This is a genomic window from Bradyrhizobium sp. BR14999, from assembly GCF_056106085.1.
The window spans coordinates 2,017,977-2,039,391 of sequence record NZ_CM148536.1 but is presented as its reverse complement, the minus strand read 5'-3'; the positions used below and the strand labels follow the sequence as shown (position 1 = coordinate 2,039,391).

Annotated in this window: 22 protein-coding genes and 3 pseudogenes; 9 read left to right on the top strand and 16 right to left on the bottom strand. The window is 59.6% G+C overall.

The annotated features are described in order from the left end of the window. Positions 1 to 13: 13 nt before the first annotated feature. Entirely contained in the window at positions 14 to 1,003 is a 990-nt protein-coding gene (locus tag ACR9YP_RS09455; RefSeq protein ID WP_474219500.1) for a PIN domain-containing protein, read from the top strand. 287 nt (positions 1,004 to 1,290) lie between these two features. Here the strand turns inward: ACR9YP_RS09455 and ACR9YP_RS09450 are convergent, their stop codons facing one another. The 3 genes from ACR9YP_RS09450 to ACR9YP_RS09440 all read right to left on the bottom strand — a co-directional run bounded on the left by ACR9YP_RS09450 (position 1,291) and on the right by ACR9YP_RS09440 (position 5,071). Next, on the bottom strand, positions 1,291 to 1,896 hold the full coding sequence (locus ACR9YP_RS09450; RefSeq protein ID WP_474219499.1) for a hypothetical protein: 606 nt from the start codon (positions 1,894 to 1,896) through the stop codon (positions 1,291 to 1,293). A 316-nt stretch (positions 1,897 to 2,212) separates the two neighbouring features. Continuing rightward, complete coding sequence (locus ACR9YP_RS09445; RefSeq protein ID WP_474219498.1) at positions 2,213 to 3,061, bottom strand: hypothetical protein; 849 nt, start codon at positions 3,059 to 3,061, stop codon at positions 2,213 to 2,215. A gap of 75 nt (positions 3,062 to 3,136) precedes the next feature. Beyond that, positions 3,137 to 5,071 (bottom strand): hypothetical protein, encoded by a 1,935-nt coding sequence (locus tag ACR9YP_RS09440; protein ID WP_474219497.1) that lies wholly within the window; start codon positions 5,069 to 5,071, stop codon positions 3,137 to 3,139. Between the two features lie 708 nt (positions 5,072 to 5,779). Between ACR9YP_RS09440 and ACR9YP_RS09435 the strand changes: the two are divergent. From ACR9YP_RS09435 to ACR9YP_RS09425, 3 genes and pseudogenes are all read left to right on the top strand, one after another. Then, positions 5,780 to 6,196: pseudogene (locus tag ACR9YP_RS09435) on the top strand (IS110 family transposase); the annotation flags it as partial. A 26-nt stretch (positions 6,197 to 6,222) separates the two neighbouring features. Then, a complete protein-coding gene (locus ACR9YP_RS09430) occupies positions 6,223 to 6,750 on the top strand; it encodes an SbcC/MukB-like Walker B domain-containing protein (protein WP_474219496.1) in 528 nt (175 codons plus the stop codon). Continuing rightward, the gene (locus ACR9YP_RS09425) at positions 6,747 to 8,024 is read left to right on the top strand and encodes a TIGR02679 family protein (RefSeq protein ID WP_474219495.1); all 1,278 of its coding nucleotides are present in this window, start codon (positions 6,747 to 6,749) and stop codon (positions 8,022 to 8,024) included. Before ACR9YP_RS09430 ends, ACR9YP_RS09425 begins: the two co-directional genes overlap by 4 nt. A gap of 87 nt (positions 8,025 to 8,111) precedes the next feature. On the opposite strand, the gene ACR9YP_RS09420 is transcribed toward ACR9YP_RS09425, so the two are convergent. After that, complete coding sequence (locus tag ACR9YP_RS09420; RefSeq protein WP_474219494.1) at positions 8,112 to 8,432, bottom strand: SAVED domain-containing protein; 321 nt, start codon at positions 8,430 to 8,432, stop codon at positions 8,112 to 8,114. A gap of 24 nt (positions 8,433 to 8,456) precedes the next feature. Then, positions 8,457 to 8,732 carry a hypothetical protein gene (locus ACR9YP_RS09415; RefSeq protein WP_474219493.1) on the bottom strand — a complete coding sequence of 92 codons (276 nt, stop codon included), beginning with the start codon at positions 8,730 to 8,732 and terminating at the stop codon, positions 8,457 to 8,459. 72 nt (positions 8,733 to 8,804) lie between these two features. Between ACR9YP_RS09415 and ACR9YP_RS09410 the strand changes: the two genes are divergently transcribed. Beyond that, positions 8,805 to 8,945 (top strand): hypothetical protein, encoded by a 141-nt coding sequence (locus tag ACR9YP_RS09410; RefSeq protein ID WP_474219491.1) that lies wholly within the window; start codon positions 8,805 to 8,807, stop codon positions 8,943 to 8,945. Between the two features lie 2 nt (positions 8,946 to 8,947). Here the strand turns inward: ACR9YP_RS09410 and ACR9YP_RS09405 are convergent. The 3 genes and pseudogenes from ACR9YP_RS09405 to ACR9YP_RS09395 form a co-directional block, all read right to left on the bottom strand. Next, positions 8,948 to 9,040 (bottom strand): annotated as a pseudogene (locus ACR9YP_RS09405) (heat-shock protein); the annotation flags it as partial. A gap of 230 nt (positions 9,041 to 9,270) precedes the next feature. Further along, positions 9,271 to 9,429 carry a hypothetical protein gene (locus ACR9YP_RS09400; protein WP_474219490.1) on the bottom strand — a complete coding sequence of 53 codons (159 nt, stop codon included), beginning with the start codon at positions 9,427 to 9,429 and terminating at the stop codon, positions 9,271 to 9,273. A gap of 251 nt (positions 9,430 to 9,680) precedes the next feature. Continuing rightward, entirely contained in the window at positions 9,681 to 10,040 is a 360-nt protein-coding gene (locus ACR9YP_RS09395) for a hypothetical protein (protein ID WP_474219489.1), read from the bottom strand. 80 nt (positions 10,041 to 10,120) lie between these two features. Here ACR9YP_RS09395 and ACR9YP_RS09390 point away from each other — a divergent pair, with 80 nt between their 5' ends. Together ACR9YP_RS09390 and ACR9YP_RS09385 are read left to right on the top strand one after the other, a co-directional pair. Then, positions 10,121 to 10,603 (top strand): hypothetical protein, encoded by a 483-nt coding sequence (locus ACR9YP_RS09390; protein ID WP_474219488.1) that lies wholly within the window; start codon positions 10,121 to 10,123, stop codon positions 10,601 to 10,603. Between the two features lie 91 nt (positions 10,604 to 10,694). Next, on the top strand, positions 10,695 to 11,024 hold the full coding sequence (locus ACR9YP_RS09385) for a hypothetical protein (RefSeq protein WP_474219487.1): 330 nt from the start codon (positions 10,695 to 10,697) through the stop codon (positions 11,022 to 11,024). A 191-nt stretch (positions 11,025 to 11,215) separates the two neighbouring features. Here ACR9YP_RS09385 and ACR9YP_RS09380 read toward each other — a convergent pair whose 3' ends face one another. Further along, a complete protein-coding gene (locus tag ACR9YP_RS09380; protein ID WP_438103034.1) occupies positions 11,216 to 11,596 on the bottom strand; it encodes a response regulator in 381 nt (126 codons plus the stop codon). Between the two features lie 154 nt (positions 11,597 to 11,750). On the opposite strand from ACR9YP_RS09380, the gene ACR9YP_RS09375 reads away from it, so the two are divergent. Beyond that, on the top strand, positions 11,751 to 12,137 hold the full coding sequence (locus ACR9YP_RS09375) for a response regulator (RefSeq protein WP_438103036.1): 387 nt from the start codon (positions 11,751 to 11,753) through the stop codon (positions 12,135 to 12,137). Between the two features lie 357 nt (positions 12,138 to 12,494). Here ACR9YP_RS09375 and ACR9YP_RS09370 read toward each other — a convergent pair whose 3' ends face one another. After that, positions 12,495 to 13,019: a response regulator transcription factor gene (locus tag ACR9YP_RS09370; protein ID WP_474219485.1), complete on the bottom strand. Its 525-nt coding sequence runs from the start codon at positions 13,017 to 13,019 to the stop codon at positions 12,495 to 12,497. Between the two features lie 571 nt (positions 13,020 to 13,590). On the opposite strand from ACR9YP_RS09370, the gene ACR9YP_RS09365 reads away from it, so the two are divergent. Continuing rightward, positions 13,591 to 14,334, top strand: a complete 744-nt coding sequence (locus ACR9YP_RS09365; protein WP_474219484.1) for a hypothetical protein — start codon at positions 13,591 to 13,593, stop codon at positions 14,332 to 14,334. Here ACR9YP_RS09365 and ACR9YP_RS09360 read toward each other — a convergent pair. From ACR9YP_RS09360 to ACR9YP_RS09335, 6 genes and pseudogenes are all read right to left on the bottom strand, one after another. Next, positions 14,327 to 14,488, bottom strand: a complete 162-nt coding sequence (locus ACR9YP_RS09360; RefSeq protein WP_474219483.1) for a hypothetical protein — start codon at positions 14,486 to 14,488, stop codon at positions 14,327 to 14,329. The genes ACR9YP_RS09365 and ACR9YP_RS09360 overlap by 8 nt on opposite strands. 19 nt (positions 14,489 to 14,507) lie before the next feature. Beyond that, positions 14,508 to 14,891, bottom strand: coding sequence for an HNH endonuclease family protein (locus ACR9YP_RS09355; protein ID WP_474219482.1), 384 nt, complete (start codon positions 14,889 to 14,891; stop codon positions 14,508 to 14,510). Positions 14,892 to 15,060: 169 nt separating this feature from the next. Next, positions 15,061 to 15,354: pseudogene (locus ACR9YP_RS09350) on the bottom strand (response regulator); the annotation flags it as partial. Positions 15,355 to 15,444: 90 nt separating this feature from the next. Further along, positions 15,445 to 18,501, bottom strand: coding sequence for an efflux RND transporter permease subunit (locus tag ACR9YP_RS09345; protein ID WP_474219481.1), 3,057 nt, complete (start codon positions 18,499 to 18,501; stop codon positions 15,445 to 15,447). A 27-nt stretch (positions 18,502 to 18,528) separates the two neighbouring features. Further along, positions 18,529 to 19,644: an efflux RND transporter periplasmic adaptor subunit gene (locus ACR9YP_RS09340; protein WP_474219480.1), complete on the bottom strand. Its 1,116-nt coding sequence runs from the start codon at positions 19,642 to 19,644 to the stop codon at positions 18,529 to 18,531. Further along, positions 19,641 to 21,104: an efflux transporter outer membrane subunit gene (locus ACR9YP_RS09335; protein WP_474219479.1), complete on the bottom strand. Its 1,464-nt coding sequence runs from the start codon at positions 21,102 to 21,104 to the stop codon at positions 19,641 to 19,643. Before ACR9YP_RS09335 ends, ACR9YP_RS09340 begins: the two co-directional genes overlap by 4 nt. Positions 21,105 to 21,415 lie beyond the last annotated feature (311 nt).

Here is a 21,415-nt window from a genome sequence, read left to right as displayed (position 1 = left end):
CCAGAGACTCGAAATGCTAACTCTGTTCATTGATACCAACGTATTACTGTCCTTCTATCACCTCACGAGCGAGGACATTGAGGAACTTAAAAAACTTGTCGCGCTTGTAGAGAAAAATGAAATTGACCTCATCGTCCCAAAGCAGGTGGAGAACGAGTTTTGGCGCAATCGGGGTGCGAAAATCGTGGACGCGATGAAGAAGCTGCGGGAAGCGAAATTCAATGCATCCTTCCCGGCCTTTTCAAAAGACTATGATGAATATGCCGAGATTCGAGACCTGCTGAAGAAAGCCGACAAGCTGCATGCGGAGCTGGTGGGCAAGATCACGGCTGACGCAAAGAATATGTCCCTAAAAGCGGATGAGATCGTCACGGGCTTGTTCAAAAAAGCGACCAAACCAGCATTCGCGCAGGAGCAGTATCTAAGCGCGCTGATGCGTACCCGGCTTGGCAATCCGCCCGGCAAGGACGAGAGCGTCGGCGATGCGATGAATTGGGAAACGTTGCTGATAACCGTTGCTGAAGGGACAGACCTCCACTTGGTATCGGAGGACAAGGATTATCGTTCCCAGCTATCCGAAGGTGTATTCAACGAATTTCTGCGGAACGAATGGGAGACTAAGAAGAAGTCGGAACTTCGGTATTACTCCAAAATCTCAGACTTCTTCAAGGAATGCTTTCCCGGCATCAAGATTGCCAGTCAGGTAGAGAGTGACCTCGCCATCACGGCTCTGAGCAATAACGGAAGCTTCGCGTCTACGCACGTCATCATCGGGAAACTTGACGCGTTCGATCAATTCGCTCCCGAGCAAGTAGAGCGGCTTATCGAAATTCCGGGGCAGAACAATCAGGTCGGTTGGATCATCGACGACCCGGATGTTCACGCGTTTTACGCGAAGTTATTGGACAAGTACGCGAAAATTCTTAAGCCGGAAGAGTTGGAGACCCTGGAAGCGCTGGTCGAGAAGGGTAGGCCGGAGATAGACGATGACATTCCGTTCTGAACGACGGATAGCGACGACATAGTGACGATCAGCATTCATGTGAGGCTCTCGTCATTATCGCCACACCAGCAATCTCGTCGCGGTTCGAAGCGACTCAATGGCGGCGCTTAAACAAGGTTATTTGCGATTGGCGCACCAAGAGAGCTTCGTTGCCACATCAAACGCTGCCAATGACTATCTAGGAATCTCGACAGGCTCACCTGATAACTTTTCACCATATGGCTTCAGGCTTGGGGGGCGGCCTCAAGGCGAAAGGACCCGGCCAGGTTTGACCGGTGGGTAAATTCTCAGCCGTTGTTACTCTTGTTCACCTCTGACCGAATCCGATCAAAGAACTTGGAGCGGTCAGTGGGGTCCAGAATTTTTTGGACCTGCCCTACGAAATGTCTTTTGCATATCGTCAACTGATCGCGAAGCAAGCCGTTATTTTGCATGTTCCGGTAATCGACCCGCCCCAGACATATGTACGCGCTCACGACACCGTCCAGCAACTCATGGCGGTAGCCGCGATATCCGAGTTCCTTATGTGCGCCATGATCGTCAACCTCGATATTGGGGAAGAACCACCTTCCTCGGTCAATCATAGAAGATACCGTAATTCGCAATCGATGACGCCGGTCGAAAAATGGTTCACCCTTGTACTCTTTCGTGGGATCAAGGTCGCAGAGATGTATCGCTTCCGTTAGCGCATCACCGAGTTGATCTGCCCATTTTCGAAAGTCTTCGAAATACTTCAACTCAGTTGCGACCATGTTCAATCGTTGATTTACCAGCTCGCGCTTCCAATTGCGAACTGCAAATAGAACCGTTGCAACGGCCCCAAACAGAGCCACGATGGGACTGAATGCGGAGATCAGCGCTATTGTTTGCGTCTTATCGAGAGGCCAAATCATAGTCTTGCTCCACTAGTCTCTCACAGCAATGTTCGAGATTGATCACGCATGTGGCTCCCCTCTCCACGAGGTGAAGCCACCCGACCTGGGTACTGCGCTTATCACTGTCCACAAAGAAGGTACTCCTGACGCCGCAAGGCGGCCCTTCCCAACGGATCCGTATGATCCGGTCGCTCCGACGTGATCGCTCAAGCGTCAAATCCCGCGATCACGGCGCGGCCTTCCACAGATCCAAGTTCAAACAGTTCGGCGCGAAGCGGTTCTACGCTAGACTCTGTCGGCATTGGGACGCTCCTCTCTGGGAGCGAGCTGCGCATCACTTTGGACTCTCAACGTATTCGTTTATGATGGGGCATTCGTCCTGCCGTTGGTGAGAATACACATACCTCGTTGCAAGAATGATATCATCTAACGCCGCTGTAATCGGCTTCTGAAGTTTGGGCGGGCTTTCCCGTGGCGTCGCCAAGATATAACCGCCTTGAGGGTCGGGAGCGATAAGCTGTTCAAACGGCAGGGCGCGGCAGACTTTCGTTCCGAAGGCGTAACCAGCTTTGTCCGCTCCAAGATATTCACCATGTTCGAACCTAGCGTTCATATTGAAATCCAGAGCAACGACTAAGCTCTCAATTTTTTGAATGTCGTCGCCACCGCTACGAAACGTAGAGAGCACTACGATGAGGACTGGGCAAGCCAAGGCAAACGCGACCGGGAAGACTCTGCGCGACGGATTATTTGAAAAACCTGTCGCAAGCGCAATCAGACCACTGATAATTGCGAGCGCGATGATCAGAAGGAACGCATGGAAGATCAGCGAGAGAGCAAGAAACGAATTTGGAAAGAGGCTGGGATGAAAGCCTGTTATGGCCGCAATGATATAGTTCGCTCCGATGGACGAGAGCGGCGAGAATAGATAAACAAGCAAGACTCCGAGAATGCCGAAGACGCTATAAGGCCACTCATTCGCCAGCATCCGCTTTGCTAGATCAACAAAATGCTGGAAGTATCGGACGACACAGATTAGAGCGACAATGATGGGAAGTTGAGTTCCTGAGATGAACGCTAAAGCCCATATGCTGGCGACACAGATGAAGGCTCCTCGTTCGCTCGCAACAAAATGACGAATTGCAGTTGCGCTCCGCGCCCATGACCATCCGGCTAGCTTCATTCATTTGGATCCTACGAGCTGTCGGTGAGATAGCTGAAATCTAGGCGGTAGGACATGGCATTCGCTCCGTGAGCGTCAGAACCACTTCCGAGGATCACAAGGATTATGACTACAGAAATCGTCCGCGATAGCTCCCCCTATCGGGCCGAGAACTTGCGTCGCGATCATTTTTCCCGGATGGCTTGTATCGGGTACGATGCCCGCGCGTTGAGCAAAGTTTATTAAATCTGGAAGAGCTTTGTTTGCAGCGTCGAGGATCGGACCAGTCATAAACTGGGCTATTTGCAATTGAACATTGATTACCTGAGCGGCAACGCTGTTCGGCCCGATCTCTACCCCAGCATTTGCAAAGAACTTCCGAATTTCGTTGTTTTCGTTAAAGCAGTTAGCTTCACCGAACTTCTTACCCTTGCAATTCATCATTTCCTTCGCTGCCATCTTGCCGCCCGCGCAAACTGCCGTCGCATGGGGCGCACCGCTCGTTTCGGCAGCACACTCCAGCACTATGCGTTGATCCTGGGTCAGCTTGTCGGAGGCAAGACAGACCGCGACCGCAGCGGGAACTCCTTGTCCCTCTGCATAGCACGCGGCGATGCGCTGTGCTTCGCCGCTGCCTTGCTTAGCAACCATGCAAACACCAAAGCCGGTCAAGTCGTTTGACTTTTGAGCGCAACCCACTGCATCTTGAACCGGGGGCGGTATTTTGTTTCCGCCGATGCAAAGAGCCGCATCAGCCCAGCTGTCCTTGTGATTGATCAAGCAGTTCGCTTCAGGGCTACCGCTTGCGATCCCCATGCAAGTCATGGCATCCGGCACACTCGAAGCGCCCTTTAGCTTGTCGGCACAGGCGATCATTTTCTGTGCATTCGGCGGAAGAGCGTCGCGCGTTGCACATAACGCCACGCTCTTGGCGTCCTTCGAGCTGCTCGTGAAACATTCGATGCGACGGCGCTGGTCATCAGGAAGCCCAGCGGTTGCACAGCTTGCTAACACAGCACCCTTCTTGCCCGCTGCTGCTTGTATGCAATTCATCATCGGGGCATTCTTCGGATTTTTGGCCATAGTTTCCTTGAGCAAGCAATCGGCTGACTCTTCCGTGGACTTACCTTGGCATTTGTTGGCTAGGTCCACTACAACCGAGGCTGGCCCAAGCGATATTCTCGGCAACACTGACGAGCGCGCCACTGCACCGAGGGTTATTCCTGGCCGCACTAAAAGCGTCTCGACATTCACTTGCCCGCCGAATGCAGGCATGCAACTCCCCCCGGCGAGGCAACTGGCCAGATCCTTTTGTCCAATGCTGTAGCCAGCACATTTTCCTGCTTGCTCCGGCTCAAAGGTCCCACGGAGTCTAACGCACTCGCGAAGGCGCGCACGCCCGAGTTCATCGGATAGACCTTGCAGAGGAACACCAGCATTGGAGCCTAAACGGGAGGCGGCTGCATAGGGCAGGTCGAAGACATCTGCTAAGTGAGCAACATTATCCTTTGAGAGCGCCGCAAGTTCTGCTGCTGAATAAGACAGAGGCTTTTTCGCTTTGCGGGCACTTTTCACGGCATTCAAGAGAGCGGCCTGCAAAACAGGTTTCGAAAAGTCATCGTGCCATTCACGCCCCTTGTCTAGAGCGGCAACAACTGCCGCAAAAGACCCGTCTTCTTTCAGAACGTAAGCTTGGTTTGCCCCTTTCAACCCCTTGGAATTGGTCCAGTCATAGAACCTGCCGAACCTATACTGCGCACCGGACGGAGTAAGCCGCGTAAGCGCACACGCGTCACCTACACAGGGCTTAAGTGCCACCGCTAAAGAGCTGTCATTGACGTATTTCGAAGACAAAGACCCGAACTTGAGCTTGAACTCCGCGGCGGCCTTACTGAATGCTTCCTTCATCCGCTTCTGGATGTCGTTGGAGTAGCTGGAGAGCTGCTTTTCTAATGTGCCTGCACCGGGTTTCGCAGTAAATTCCGGTAGTTGGTCGATTGTGTTTTGAAGGCTGCTCGTAATCTTGCTCATGAGAGGGCCAATAGATTGTCTGACCTTGGCCTCCTCCGTAGTGTCCATTGCCGCCGGTACCGTTGCAAGTAGGACGAATTTGTATCCAACCGGGCTTGGCGCTTGCCCCACCAATACTGAAGCGAAATTGACTTCAGATATCGCCTTCCGCGCTGGCGTTTGCGCGGGAGGTAAGGGACTGGTGACAGGACTTGTGCGTTGAAGAACGGTTTGGACTGACCGGTTCAGATCACCAAGGAAACCTTGAGCAGTAGCATTGGTCGGTAAGGCAGCTGCAATTGAAACCAAAACTGTAAGGACTAGTGAGCACCTCATCTTTGCCTCCCGGCTGACGCGCTCTCCACCTATGGTTAGACCTTATCATGCCACTCCGCTTGCTGGAACAAGGGGCCTGAAATATTCCGGCTCCAGCCCTTTGCGCTTGGACCGACGCTCCTGCCGACGCGAGGCGAACAGCAAGCTCAGTGCCGCCCATATCGGCGCGACCCACCACAATATCTTCAGCGCCGTCCCCATCTCTCGACGGGCAGACGGTAAGCTGCGGCGATTCTTGGCGGGGCGTGTCGGTTAAGGCTCAGGTCGATCAATCACGACCTAGACCCTATGTTTGCCCTCTGAGGTGACGGGCGGCCCGCCCCGCGGCAAGCTCCTATCGAGGGTTGCGCCGGATGGTCCGGCGCCGAGCCTCAAGCATGGGGAGCGGGCCTGATGAACGATAGCATCTTCGTGGGGCTGGATGTGCACAAGGCGACGATTTCGGTTGCAGTGGCCGAAGCGATGCGCGGCGGGGAAGTTCGTAACTTGGGGATCATCCCTAATCGCGCCGATCAAATCGCCAAGCTGGCGAAGAAGCTTGGCAAGAGTGACCGGCAGGTAAGTTTTTGCTACGAAGCCGGCCCCTGCGGATATGGCCTGCATCGCCAACTGACGGGACTGGGGCACAATTGCATCGTGGTGGCCCCCTCGCTAATCCCAATGAAGGCCGGGGATCAGGTAAAAACTGACCGGCGCGATGCGGCGATGCTGGCCAAGCTGCACCGGAGCGGCGAGCTGACAGCGGTGTGGGTTCCGGACGCGGCGCATGAGGCCATGCGCGACTTGGTGAGAGCCCGCGCCACGGCGATGTGTGTGCTGCAAAGGTTGTCGGAGCCATGCTGCAACAGCGCATCACCGCCGAGCGAGAACGCGCGGACTCGGGAGCAAGCAGGGATTCGGCCGGACCATTGATAGACCAACTCTCGCGTGCCCTGGACTATAGGCGCTGGCATCGCTTCAGGGTCGAGCGTTGGCAGGACGGACACTGGCGCAAGCTTTCGGGCCCCGCCTCGAGCGGCGAGCGGGCGCTCGGATTGACCGTGCCGTTGTTCGCCGCGATAGCGAGCTTCTACAGCCAGGGAAGTTTTCCGCTGGCGCCGCGTCTGATGCTGCTCGACGAGGCGTTCGCTGGAATCGACGACGCCGCGAGGGCGCATTGCATGGGATTGATTCGCGAGTTCGATCTCGATTTCGTCATCACAAGCGAACGCGAATGGGCCTGCTACGCCGAGCTTCCCGGCGTCGCGATCTGCCAGCTACAGCGGCGCGAAGGAATAGACGCGGTTTTCGTCTCCCGTTGGAGCTGGGATGGAAGAGCCAAGAGACGCGAAAGCGATCCCGACCGCAGGTTTGCGGCTTCATGAGGCCGCCGATCGAGCCACGGCTGCAGCGCCTGCTTGGAGGAACCGAATACGCGAACCTCCGCAAACGGCTTCGCGACCGGTTCGCCCGGGCACCGGAAGGCGAGGAGGTCGAAAGCTTCCGGATCGGCAAGCTGACTTCCGACGAGCACGCCCTGTTGGCGTCGCTGATGGGCCGCCATGTCCGCCATTCCTCCTCGCTGCAGGTCGATGTCGGCCGGGTGGATGCGACGTTCCGCGATTCCGGCATCGCCATTTCTCTGCGCGATGCGCTCGAAATCATCGACGGGCCAATCACGAACTTGGCGGAAACGCGGCGCGTATCGAGAGAGATGTGGTCGGATGTTCTCGACGTATGCACCCACCAAGCGCTCGTCGAACTGCTGCGGACTCCCAAGGGGCTAGGTCTGCTCAAGCGGCTCTCGGGTTCGCAGCCGGACGTGGCGATCGAGCTGTGCCGCAGGGTCGAAGCGACGCTGCGGCAACTGCCCGCCAATGCCATCACGCGCTCGCAATTGGCCGCCGAAGCCCTGGGAGACGCACACGCTCTCGATGGCGGCAGACCGGCCGCGACTCTGATTCTGACGATCTGGCGGCGGCCGATTGCGCGGACCGGTGGCGAAGAAGGCTTCGACGAGCCGGAAAAGGAGACCGAAATCGAGTCCGCCGAACGGGCAGAGCGCGACCGCGACGTCTGGGCCAAGGCCGGGGTCCTGGTCAACGAATTGGCGCGGCCCGCTTTGTTCCTGAATCTGCCCGTCGAGGGCGCAGAGAGGTACGGTCAATTTGCGGGAGAGCCCGTCTACGCCTCGTTGCGGTCGCTCTTGCGCACGCCTCCAGCATGGAGGGTTGCGGGTCGAAAGGTCTACGTCTGCGAGAACCCCAACCTTGTGGCCATCGCCGCCGATCGCTGGGGCGCCGGCTGCGAGCCGCTGGTCTGCACCGACGGAATGCCCGCCGCGGCACAGAGGTGCCTGTTATCGCAACTGACCGAAGCGGGAGCGAGGCTTCACTACCATGGCGATTTCGATTGGGCGGGTGTGCGCATCGGCAATCATATGATGCGCGAGCATGGAGCCAGTTCCTGGCGGTTCGATGCCATCGACTACGTGTCAGCCGTTGAAGGAGCATCAGAACTCGCACAGAAGCTCACCGGCAAGGCCTTATGTGCATCTTGGGATCAAGACTTGACGACGGCGATGCAACTGCACGGCCTCTCGATCGCTGAGGAGTTTGTCGCTGCTTCCCTCTTAAACGATCTCAGATCCGCAAAATAACGGTTCGTGGTTCTCCGGTCGCCCGGGTCTTGCAGCCCAGCTCGGCTTTCCGATCTGAGAACAACGAGGCGACGGTCGTGAAGTGACCTATGGCAGTTCGAGGCCCACGCTGTAGTCGCCGTCGCACAGGCCATCGAAATCCCACTCGTAGATCGAAACGGGTCCGATGGCAGCCTGGCTCTGGCCCGGAAAGAATGCGAATGCGTTCGGTCCCGCGATGAAGAGATGAACACGGCGCGGCCCACCCTTGGCCGAAGCGCGTATCGCGCCCAACAAGGACAGCGACATCGCAGCCGCGTGGCTGCCCGATCGCACGCTTTGGTAGGATGGGCCGCCAACGGGGCTTGCCATCATCAGCGTGCCGACGGCGGCGAGCTTCTGGACGTACTGGCGGACCGCGGGCGCCACCTCTTCGCGACCGATAGCTAGCGGTCACTCCTTGCGATCGCGCGCGCTGCGAACCCGGCCGCCCGCGTAGCCGGCCGAGACCTTCGATCGGAGCTCGTCGAGCTGCGCTTCGAGGAAATCGTTCGCCACCAGCAGCGCCTTCACCGCCTCGCCGGCATCTCCGCCACAGGCGGAAAGCCCTCGGCAGGTCGCGAACCGGCAGGGGCACATCGAGGCCTGGGACGAGATCGTCAGCCTGAAGCCACTTCCGACGGAATACGCCGGCCGGGTCGATCTGGTGCGGCACGACTCCAGGCGCAACCACCTCGACGTCTCCGGTGTGCTCAAGGGATGTGACGATCTGCTCGCGATAGAACTCGTTGACTGGCGCCAGTGGCTCTCGATGCTCGTCGTCCTAAGATCCTCGATCTGGATGAGGCCGCCGACCAAGCCATCTTTGGCTCCGGAATGGAAGACGCGCCCCTGCCCACGGTTCTGGCCGCGATCCTCAACGAGATGACGTTCGCCGGCTAGGTCTCTTCGGCGGTCCGCTGGACCTCGTCGAGAACGTCGAAAAGGCGGTCGAAACCGATGGTCGACCTCCACAGGGGAGTCCAATCATACCTCATAGCCAAATCCTCCTTGGAGCAAGATGGGTACGAGCCGGCACCGGACACCTAACCCGGCGCCCGCCTTGCAGGGCCCCTAAGGCACCCTGACCGCGTCTGCGGCGACAAAAAAATTTGGAAGCCGCGAAAAAGTTTCAAGAGGTCGGCACGATTTTTTGCGCTAGGAATTGCGATTGGCCGGCCTATTCCCGTGCGGTCACAGCGCCGCGCTGTGACCGCGGCGTGGCGGCTCACTCCTCAGTGGGACCGGCGGCGCTTCCCGGTTCGAGCAGGCTCAGCGCGGTCTCGATCTTCGCGAGCAGCCGTTCGATTTCCTCGCGTTCGTTCGGCCCAGGGGCGCTCTCGAGCCGCTCCAAGAGCCGCTCTTTCTGCTTCGCGACGGTCGACATCGCGCCTCCCCGATGTTTGAGCCTGTATCCTTCGGTGGAATTGGTGCGTCGGATCCGATCCCGCCAGCCCTCTCCGCAAGGAGAACGACTGCGTGACGAGCCAGATCCCGGGCGGTGGGCACTCCGGATATCCCACTCGGACGGCGTCCTTTTGCCGTTGCGGATAGCGCCACAGCCGATGGTCGCCTGCGAAGAAAGCTCCGGTCAGTGAATGACCGGCGCCTCGCGCAGCGCCCTCTGGCCTACCTGCCTCAACCCAGCGACCGAGGTCTCGCCTTAAGAACAAGAATTTCGTTCGCGATACTGTTTACACCGTCAGGTACGTTGTCGCCCAATCTCAGCATCTCGGTGAGACGATCCGACTGATCTTTTAGCGAAAAGTTTTTGTTGGAATGGGCCGCATCATTTCTTATCCGTCGAAGATGTCCGATTGCTTTGTAGGGATTCTCGTCTAGCCAGCCATTTAGCGCGGCAATGTCGGCTTTACCCGAGAGCGTACTGGCCACTCCGGGATAGGAGATCATCTGTTTCACTTTTTTCTTCAGAAATGGCGGCGCAAGCCGCTCGAACGTTTCATCCAGATGGTTGGATATGATATCGGCGGCGATCAACGTTGCGCCTCTATCGGATTCGTCAAGCAAGTCTGTTACAACAATGTTGAAGGCCTTCAGTACATCTGGATGATCAAGCCATGGAACGCGAGGCGATGGAGTTCGCCGTCGAGCTGATGCACACGTCCAAAGCGTTTCACAGCATGGTCTGCAAGCGGCTCCAGATCATCTCTCATGAGGACATCGACACGGCGGCCAGCCCGCACATCGTCCCCTTCGTCAAGGCAGCGTGCGAGCAGGCAATGCTATGGTACGATCCGGATAAGCTAGGCGGCTCACGGCTTGCCGTCGGCAACGCGATCCGGCTGATGTGCCGCGCGCCGAAGAGCCGCATTGGCGATCACTTCGCTTCCTCTATCGGGCTTCGCTCTCTGCTGGAAGGCTACGCGCCGGAGATACCGGATTGGGCTAACGACAAGCACACCATCGCGGGTCGCAAGGCCGGGCGCGGCATCGATCCCTTCCGCAAGGAGGGCGCCAAGCTCGTGCCGCCGCCGATAGAACTGGACCCATACATGGAGGAAGCCTATCGGTTGTGGGACCTCAAGGCGCGGAGCAAGTGAGCACCGCCTGACACGCTTGCGCCAAAAATAAGTGTTACCCAAACGCGCGTAAGCACTGTTCGGTAACACTTAAGAATTTGAGAGGCGTCCGATGTCGCGCGGCTTGGGCTGGGTGCAGCGTGAGTGCTTGCGCGTGATCGAGGACTGCGAGAGCACGGGCAAGAAGGCGACAACCTTCACCATTGCGGCAGAAGTCTATCAGGTTAGGCCGGACAAGAACGGCAACCGCTGGATCGATGACGCGCAGCACGTCGCTACCAAGCGCGCCCTGACGAACCTTCGGCGCAAGGGCCTCGTCTCGGGAGAACAGATCGCTGCAGTGCATGCCGACGGCACAAAGATATTCACAATGGCAAATCCAGCCGATGGTCGTACCGAACGGTGTTCCATCTGGAAACTTGTAACTGCGCGGTCGGAGTAGCAGCGCCCCCCGACCGGGTATCGAGCGCCCTTACCGCGGGTAAATAAAATCCGATTTGCGCGATTGCATGCTCAAAGGGCTCGGTCGCGCGTACCCCGCTTTTCCTGCGCGCCCCAAAGGACCCGGAGCCAGAGGGACTTACACCAGTCCGTGGGTGTCGGGCTAAAGGACGGCGCCAGCCGTATTTCGTCCTAGTCACTTCCTCGCGGACACAGCCGCCCGATATCCTCTACGAGTTCTAACGGGTCGAAGGGCTTCTGAAACCGTTTCACGTCGGCGAAGCGCTCCGGGATGATGTCGCTCCCATACCCAGTATAGAAGACAAAGGGTATGCGCTGCCGAACCAGTTCGTCAGCGATGGGGTAAGCTGTCTTGTCGTGGAGATTGACGTCGATAATGGCTACGTCGAAATGATCGCGCGCCGCTCGTCGGTACGCCGCGTCAAAGTCACCAAAGGGCCCTATGATAGTCGCGCCGCGGGATTTGAGCGCTTCTTCCAGATCATTCGCCAGAAAATACTCGTCCTCGACGATAAGAACACGGCAACCAGTCAGCTTGTTGCTCCCGCTCATCACGGCACTCCGCTACAACGGGTTGGTCACAACTCCGAAGCCTAAAAGCGGCGCGTTGCCGATTGTTCCGACCCATTTGTTCACGTTTGAACATTTCCCGCCTTGCTGCGTTGCCTGCCCAGGCTACAGCGGAGTTGGCCGTGCGGAGGGGAAATTGACAGAAGTCCCCATAGTTCTCGTCATCGAAGACGAGGAGCTATTGCAGGAAATCATTCATGACGCCCTGAAGGAGGCGGGCTTCGACTTGACAACGGTTGCGTCAGGTCGGGAGGCCGTGGCGATGATCGAGAGCGGCGTTGTCAAGTACTCCGCGCTCGTGACCGACATCAATCTAAAAGGTCCGATGCAGGGCTGGGAAGTCGCTCGTTTGGTTCGTCAAATCGACGCTGCATTTCCCATCATCTACATGACGGGCGCTGCCGCCGACGATTGGGCGTCGGAAGGCGTACCCAACAGCATTCTGCTCAAGAAACCTTTTGCTCCGGCGCAGCTTGTGACCGCCGTTTCGCAATTGCTTAACGTCGGAGGTCCCACCGCGTAGGCGCCGCGCGGACCGCCTATCGCAGCGTCCTTCGCTCCGCCGCCACGTCGGCATCAAGCATTTCAAGCTGGCTCGCCAGGCCACTGAAGGTCCGGCTTATGTTCGCTAGAAGGGATGCTCTTTTTTCTGAAATCCCGGCCTGCCTCGCTTGCGCCCTGTAAGCGGATGCAATCGAACGGTATTCAGCGGGAGGCATTGTACGGTGGGTCATACGCGCCACGTGCCTCAAGGCAGGTCATCGTCCAAATTAATGATCGGTCATTTCCACTTCGCGGAAGATTGAACATTGGCCCGAAGGCCGAAGGCCGCCGCGTGCCGAGAAATCGCGGACAGTCGCCTGCGGAGCGAACCCTGTGCCTACGTTACGCCTTTGTAGGTGGCCCAGCCTGCCAGTCGTCCGGCTGCCTCCTCGATCTCGGCGGGCGCTTGGATGCCCAGCTTGGCGAGCAAGCGTTCTCGCTGACCCGCAACCTGCTTTGCGGTCCCGCCAAGTCGCACGGCGATCTCATGATCAGTCTTCCCAGCGGCCAAGCGCCTCAGGAGCTGCTTCTCGCGCGGACTTAGCGGCAGTTTGTTGCCGCGCGCATTGCGGGCGATGCATTGGCCAACGGTCCATTCAGGGTGACGAGTAAGGGTTTTCTTCACCGCCGCGCGGTCGTGCGGAGATAGCTGATTAAGCAAGAACTCGCGCTCGTCTGGGTCGTCGGTGGTTGAGATAACGGAGCCTGAAACAGGCTGCACGACGCCCAGCATCTGAATGGCCTGTGCTGCAGTTACGGCTTTCTCTTGCATCATCTCCTGAACAAGACGGCGACCTTGGGGCGAGAGCTGCCCGATCAGAAACTCACGTTCGACCTGCGTTTCGAAGATCGGTCTGTTCATTGGCAGCCTGGCCTGACTGCTCCCACGTAGGAAAGGATATTCTAGTTTGCGTGCGTGCCATTGCGCTAGGTCAAATGCGCCCAGTTGCCGCGACCCCAGAGCCGAACGCGCATCAGTCGGAGAACAACACGGCGGCGCTTAGCGCCGCCGCTCCCAGCATTGCCAACACAATCAGCGCAATAAAAAGACGATCTTCCCCGCCCCATATCTGTTAGGGTTGAGCAGACTTACACCACCTTTGATTTAAATCAAAGACTAGGCTGGCGCAGGCAGCATGAAGGTGGAGGCCACGTGGGTCTCGCTGCCGGTGCCAATATTAAGCCAGTCCATTGGGATCGGCGGCGAGCGCGCCCGTGCGTTTCCAGGGGCTCGTCCCTACCGGACACCGCGACGAACCAGACGCACACCGAACGATCCGGGCCAGCGCACGCTGAAATAGGGCCTAATAGGGCCCGGCGGGTTTTCGGCGAGCCGCCGGTCTCAGGCCAACGAGCGGTAAACACGTTTATTTTCAAATGGATACGGAATTTTCAACAAGCCGAAAACAGTGCTTGCAGCCAGGACCGCACGGTTGTGGCTTATCGGCCTTGGACATCTGGGCCAAGCCTATCTTTGGGCGCTCGGGCTGCTGCCCTTCGCCCGACCGCAAGACTTGAGCTTGGTCCTGCAGGACATCGATATCATCACGCCCTCGACCGAGAGCACGTCGATCCTGAGCGACGCCACGCTGATCAACGTCAAGAAAACCCGCGCCATGGCCGGCTGGGCCGAGCGGCGGGGATTTACGACGGCGATCTATGAACGGCTCTTCGACGCGTCGTTCCGGCGCCAGGATGACGAGCCCGCCGTCGCCTTGTGCGGGCTCGACAATGGCGCTGGCCGTCAGGCGCTCGATCAGGTTGGATTCGATTTCGTTGTGGAAGCCGGGCTGGGCCGAGGGCATCGCGACTTCCGCGCGATCCGGCTGCACACCCTTCCGGCCTCGCGCCCGGCGTCCCAAATCTGGAGCGGCGCGCAGGCCAACGATCCAGCCGAGGATCGCCCTGCATACAAGGGCATGCTCACGACTGGCGCGCTCGATCGCTGCGGCGTCACCCTGCTCGCCGGTAGGGCCGTCGGCGCGCCGTTCGTCGGCGCCACCGCCGCCACGCTCGCCGTGAGCGAAGCGCTGCGCCTTCTGCATGGCGGCGTCGTGCATGAACTCGTCAATGTCGATCTCAAGGCGCCTGATTATCGCAGCGGCGTTGGTTGCCGCGCTGAAGAAAGCGCTTGGCGTGTAGGCGGTTCGCCGCCGCCCCTGACGCTTCTTAGCTGACATCGATCGGCGACGTGCGCCATACGTCTTTGCTAAGCGCGATCAGCATGTCCTGCCGTTGTTCGATATCGTTCGCCGACCAGTTCTCAAAGGCTCGCAGCTTTTCGTTGATACGCGTGATCGACGAATTCTTCCCGACCGGGCTCAAGGCCACGATGCTGCGCGTGAGATAACTACCCGACTTTCGCGTAGTCGGGCTTCTTCTTCTCGAAGAATCCGTTACTCGCCACGATGTTGATCGGCTTTTCCAGGAGCCTCACGTTCCCGAGCCTCACTTTGTAGTCATCGTAGCGCTTGCCGGGATTGGCTGCGGTGAAAGATTGGCGGAGATCTGCTTCGGGCGTGTCCGGCAGAATGTGCTCGATCTCAAGTGCGGTGAATTCGCCAAGGCCGCCGGGCTCCCTCGTACCCCTGAAGGCCATTTCGACATACTGCGCCAGTTTGGCCAGCGGATAGCGCGCGCGGTATTGCTGCATCGAACCAAGCGTGTATCGCTTGAGCGTATCGCCCAGCTCGGCATCCTTGCCGACCATGTTCTTTTGCAGCCGCTCGGCCACGAATTCGTTGAGCTTGGCCTTTTGCGCCTTCGCATCGGCGATTTCCGCGAGTGGGTTGCTCCATGGATGATAGGCGTCGACTTATGGTCTTACTGGTAACGATGTTCGCGAAAGCCCAATGTTCGTACCTGGCGAGGGATGAGCCGCTTACGATAACAAGCCTGAGCAAATCAACTCCCATTTCGAGGCCAACGATCCGGTCGATTTCATCGGTCTTCGCGGTCAGGAAGATAATCGGGGTCGAATGAGCGACCCGCAAACGTCGGCACAGACTAAGACCGTCCTCGCCTGGCAGCATGATATCGAGCACGATCAGGTCGACGCGGTTCTGCGCCATATAGCGATCCATCTCGCGACCGTCCCGCGCCAGACCGACAGAGAAGAATTGTCCTCGCAGATAGCGGGCGATCAAATCCCCTGTCTCTTGGTCGTCTGCTACGATGAGGATGGTCTGGGTCGTCATCGGCTCGCCGCTCGTCTCATCCTTGAAACGGTCACTGATCTCCCCGACATCGGACCGGGGCGGCCATCGCTCGAAGCCTGCGCTACAAACTCAGTTCATACGTTCTGCGGCCCGGGCCTCGACACGATGTGCGATGAGCGCGTACGCGACCGGCACCACGAACAGCGTAAACAGCGTTCCGATCGAAAGGCCGGTGGCGATAACAAGGCCCATATTGTAGCGGGAAACCGCACCCGCACCGCTCGCCGCGACCAGCGGCAGGACGCCGAGCACCATGGCTGCCGTCGTCATCAGAATCGGCCGAAGCCTGATCGTCGCAGCCTCGATGATGGCCTCGGAGCGGCTCTTCCCCTCGGCGCGGAGCTCGTTCGCCACCTCGACCATCAGGATTCCGTGCTTGCTGACGAGCCCCATCAAGGTGACGAGACCGACCTGAGTGTAGATGTTGATGCTGGCCCCGCCGAGGCCGACGCTGATGAAGATCAGCGCGCCGGCGAGCGACATCGGCACTGAGATCAGGATGATGACGGGGTCCACGAAGCTGTTGAACAGCGCGGCGAGCGCGAGATAGATGATGATCAGCGCGAGCAGGAAGGTGGTGATAAAGCCGCCCGAATCGTTCTCGAGTTGCCGGGAAGCACCGGCGAAATCGACCGAGTATCCGGCCGGAAGCGATTTAGCGAGGCCTTTCAGGGTTGCCAGCGCATCGCCCATCGCTACCCCCGGCATGGCCACGCCGGAAATGGTCGCGGCGTTGATCTGCTGGAAATGGTTGAGCGCCTGCGGAACGGTCTTGTTGTCGAGATGAGCGACCGTCGCCAGCGGCACCATCGTGTTGTTGCTGGTGCGGATCTGATAGCTCAGAAGTTGCTCAGTCGTGAGGCGGTCGTTCTGCCGCACCTGCGGAATCACTTTGTAGGAGCGGCCGTCGAGGCTGAAATATTCGACATAGTTGCCGCCCAGCATCGTTGCCAGCGCGCCACCGAGATCGCTCATCTTCAATCCGAGATCGCCGGCCTTGTCGCGATCGAACACCACGGTGCTCTTCGGCTTGTCGACCTTGAGGTCGTTGTCCAGGAAGATGAACTGTCCGGTCTTGACCGCCTCAGCCATGAAGTTCCGGGCGACCTCGTCGAGCTCGTTGAACGAGCCGGTCGTGCCGATGACGAATTGGATCGGCAAGCCGTTACTCCCCGGCAGCGGCGGTGGCTGGAAAGCCACCGAACGCGTGCCCGCGATGCCGTTGAGCAAGTTCTGCAACTCAGGCTGCAACGTCTTGGTTGTGGCGGTCCGCTTGTCCCAAGGCTTCAGCACCCAGCCGCCGATCGCCTGCGAGGGTGTGTCGATCTGGAAGATTACGGCGGTCTCGGGCCGCTTGGCTATGAGATCATAGAGCTGCTGGCCATAGAACCGGCGCTGATCGGCCGTCGCCGAGGGCGCCGAATTGGTCAGCGTCAGCACCACGCCCTGATCTTCGTCGGGCGCGAGCTCGCTCTGGGAATTCACATACAGCCAGGGAATGCCGGCGAGCAGCAGCAGCGCGAACACCACTACCACGGATTTGGTGGCGAAGGCGGATTCGAGACGGCGGCGATAGGCGGCGGTCAGCCGCTCCAGCGTATGGTCGATCCTGCGCACCAGGCGCGCTTCCCAATTCGTGGCATCCCGCTCCGTCCGTCGCAGCAGCCAGGCGCAGTTCATGGGAGACAGCGTCAGCGCAATGACCGCCGACACGGTGACCGCGCCCGCGAGCGTAAAGGCGAACTCGGTGAACAAGGCGCCGGTGAGCCCGCTCTGGAAGCCGACCGGGACGTACACCGCGATTAGGACCACGGTCATCGCAAGGATGGGGCTGGCGAGCGCGCGCGCCGATTGGATCGCGGCATCGATCGGAGACTCTCCCTGGTCGATCAGGCGATGCACGCTCTCGACCACGATGATGGCGTCGTCCACTACGAGCCCGATCGCGAGCACGAGCGCCAACAGCGTCAGCAGGTTGATCGAAAAGCCCATCAGCAGCATCAGGGCGAAGGTACCGATCAGCGACAGCGGGATTGCGATCACCGGGATCAGGACCGACCGCCAAGAGCCAAGGAAGAGGAAGACGACAATCGTCACGATGACGACCGCCTCAATCAGCGAGTGGACGACCTCGTCGATCGAGCTGTTCACGAATTCCGTCGAGTCGTAGAGAATTTCGCTGACGATGCCGTTTGGCAGGTTCGCATTGATATCCGGGAGGGCCGCTTTCACCCCCTTGATGACGTCGAGTAGGTTGGCACTCGGTGCGACCTGTATGCCGAGATAGACAGCGGTCTTGCCGTTGAACTTCGCCGAGCTGTCGTAGTCGTCGTTGCCGAGCGTCACGTTCGCGACGTCCTTCAGGCGGATGATGGCACCGTTCGCCTGCTTGACGACGAGGTTGCGGTACTGCTCCAGCGAATGGAGGTTGGTCGTGGCCGAAAGGTCGACCTGGACCAGACGCCCACGCGTCGATCCGAGGCCAGCGATGTAGTCGTTGCCTGACAGCGCGGTCGAGACATCGCTGGCCGTCAGCCCATGGCCGGCGAGCTTGTCGGCGTCGAGCCAGGCACGCAACGCGAACTTCTTGCCGCCGAGCAGCTCCGCGGTCTGCACGCCCGACACGGCCTGTAGACGCGGTTGCACCACGCGCGTGAGATAGTCGGTGATCTGGTTGGGCGCCAGCACGTCGCTCGCAAAGCCGATATACATCGCATCGATGGTCTGGCCGACCTTGAGCGCCAGCGTCGGCTGCTGGGAGCCGGTCGGAAGCTGGTTGAGGACGGAGTTAATCTTGGCATTGATCTCCGTCATGGCCTTGCCAGAGTCGTAGTTCAGCCGCAGGTTCACCGTGATGGTGCTGGTGCCAGTGATGCTGCTGGAATTCATGTAGTCGATGCCGTTGGCCTGGGCGATGGCGTTCTCCAGCGGCGTCGTGATGAAGCCCGCGATGATATCGGAATCCGCGCCGGCATAGGCCGTCGTCACCGTGACGATGGCGTTCTGGGTACGCGGATATTGCAGGATCGACAGCGAGGTCATCGACCGCAACCCGAGGACGAGGATCAGTGCGCTGACGACGATGGCGAGCACCGGGCGGCGGATGAAGATGTCCGTGAAACGCATCGTATCGGCTCTTGGCTGGTGCGTCGCTTACTGGTCGACGACGGTTGGCGCCGCTTCGGCGAGCGGCACGTGGGAATTGTCGATCCTGACCGGGCTTCCGTTACGAAGCTTGATCTGGCCTGCGATCACCACGCTCTCGCCGGGCTTGATCCCGTCGGTGACGGCGATCCGGTCCCCTTTCGCTGGCCGGGTCTTGACGAACATCTGCCGTGCGGCGCCCTGCCCGTCGTGCAGATTGTCGACGACGTAGACGAGGTCGCCATAGGCATTGTTGACGATCGCGGTGACCGGGACGGTGACGATGTCCTCGGGCTTGCCGACATCGATCTCGACCTTGGCGAACATGCCGGGCAGCAATCGTGCGGGATTGTTTCCAATCGTCGCGCGAACCTGGATGTTGCGGCTGCCGCTATCGACCTTGGCGTCGATCGCCGAGATTCGGCCCGTGAAGCGTTCGCCGGGAAAGGCATCGACCGTCGCGGTCACATCCTGCCCGATGTTGATTGAGGCAAGCGCCTGCTGCGGCAGGTAGAAGTCGAGGTAGATCGGATCGAGGCTCTGCAGGGTAACGATGGTGGTGCCTGCGCTCAGGAACTGGCCGATATCGACGGCGCGGATCCCGAGCCGGCCGGCGAACGGCGCCTTGAGCGTCTTTTGCTCGACGATTGCCTTCTGCTGCTCGACCAGGGCCCGGGCGTTCTTCAGATTGGCCCTGTCGCTGTCGAGCGTGGCCTGGCTGACCGCGTTGAACTTGATCTGCTCTTCGTCGCGCTTGACCACGATTGCGTAGTTCTCCGCGGTCGCCTGCAGCGACTGCAATTTGGCGGCATCGTCGGTCGCCACGAGCTGGAGCAACGGCTGGCCCTCTGCCACCTCGTCTCCGGAGCTGAACCGTATGCTCTGCACGATCCCGGAGGCCTGCAGCGCGAGATCGGCACCGTTCACGGCGCGCAACGAACCGACAGACGAAAGCGTCGATCGCCACGGCGCGGTCGCCGCGACCACGGTGGAGACGGTCTGCGGCGGATTCGCCATGGCGCCAATCGCCTTCCGGATCATCATGTCCTTGAAGGTCTGGAAGCCGTAGAGGCCGCCGAAAAGAACGGTCATCGCGGCCAGCATGATCGTCATGCGCCTGATCATCGCGCAGCTTCCTGGGTTGAGCGGTTGGGGCCAGCGAAATAGCCGGGATTGACGCGGGGCGAAGCATTGGCCGTCAGATCGGGCCTGTTCCACCAGCCGCCGCCGAGCGCCTGGAATAGCGCCGTGGTATCGGCAAAGCGAGCGGCCTGCGCCTTGATGCGAGCGATGCGCGCGTTGAGGTAGGATTGCTGGGCGGTGATGACATTGGCGTAAGGCACCGCACCGGACTTGAACTGCTCGGTCGACATGGACAGGCTGTCCGATGCAGCCTTCTCGGCTTCCGCCTGCGCCTTCAGCGTCGCCGCATCGTACTGAATCGCACGCAGCGAATCCGCGACGTTCTGGAAAGCTGATATCACCGTGCTCTTGTAGGCCGCCATGTCCTGCTCGAAGAGCGCAACGTCGGCTTCCTTGGTGTGATAGAGCGTACCGCCATCGATCAGCTTCTGCGTGAGCGTGGACGTCGCGTCCCAGGCGATGGTGCCGGGTGAGAACAGCTTGCCCGTCCCGCTCGCACCGTAGCTGCCCGACAGCGTGATCTGCGGCAGGAGGTTTGCGACGCCGACGCCGACGTTCGCGGTCGCCTGGTGCAGCGTCGCCTCGGCCTGGCGGATGTCCGGGCGCTGCCGGACGAGTTCCGACGGTAACGACACCGGCAGCCGCCCCGGTAGGCGCAGGTCGGCAAGGGCCACGTGCTCGCCGCGATCGTCGCTCGGCAGCCGCCCGAGATAAGCCATCAGTTGATTGCGCTGCTGCGCCAGTTGCTTCTGCAGCGGAGGCAGCGTCGCCTTGGCCTGCGCGAGGGTCGACTCCTGGGCCAGCACGTCGGACTTGGAAACGGCTCCGATCTCGAACTGGTGCTGGATGCGCGCGAGCTGATCGGTCTCGGCCTTGACGATCTCCTCGGTCGCGGAGATCTGGTCACGCAGCGAGGCGTCAGTGATCGCGGCCGTGATGACGTTGGCGGTCAACGCCAGGTATGTCGCCTCCAGCTTGAACGCCTGGTAGTCCGCCTGTGCCTCGAGCGCTTCGACCTGCCGACGCGTGCCGCCCCAGAGATCGAGCGCATAGGACACGCTGACCGACGTATTGAAGAGTTTGTAGAGCGGGCCCTGCTTGCGTGCCGCCGACCCGCCTCCGCTCACTTGCGGAAACAACGCACCCTGCTCGGCGAACGCGGTCTCGCGGGCGGCTCGCAGGGCGAATTCGGCAGATTGGATATCGGGATGATTGCGAACCGCTTCGTCGACCAATCCTGTCAGCTTCCGCGAGCGGAAGAATGTCCACCAGACGCCCGAGACATCGCTTCCAGGCGAGAAGGATTGCGAATTGCCCCCTGGCGTCCTGGTGCTCTCTGTCGAGACGAGTTGCGGCTCGCGTGTGTAGCGAGTCGCGGCCGGAGCGTCAGGCGTGACGAAATTCGGCCCGACCGCGCAAGAGGCGAGTAGAAGGGCCGGCATGGCGACGCTGGCCGAAAGACCAGCGCTGACCATCGACGCACGAATACGGCGTTCGGCCCGTGGCCTCGCGAAATTCCCCTGGCTTCTCAAAACGATACTCTTTTCGCCCCAATAATAGAACTGTACGGTTCGGTATCGATAATGTCGACAATCCACCTCTGTCAAATAACCGTACCGTGAAGTTCTATTTCCGGATTGAACCACGAGACGACAGACCGCCTCCCCAGACGACGGCGACGCCGTGTCGGGGCGGAGGATCATTCCGCGGCTTCAGGGTGTGGAGAACTACGGCGCTCGATGACGACGAGCAG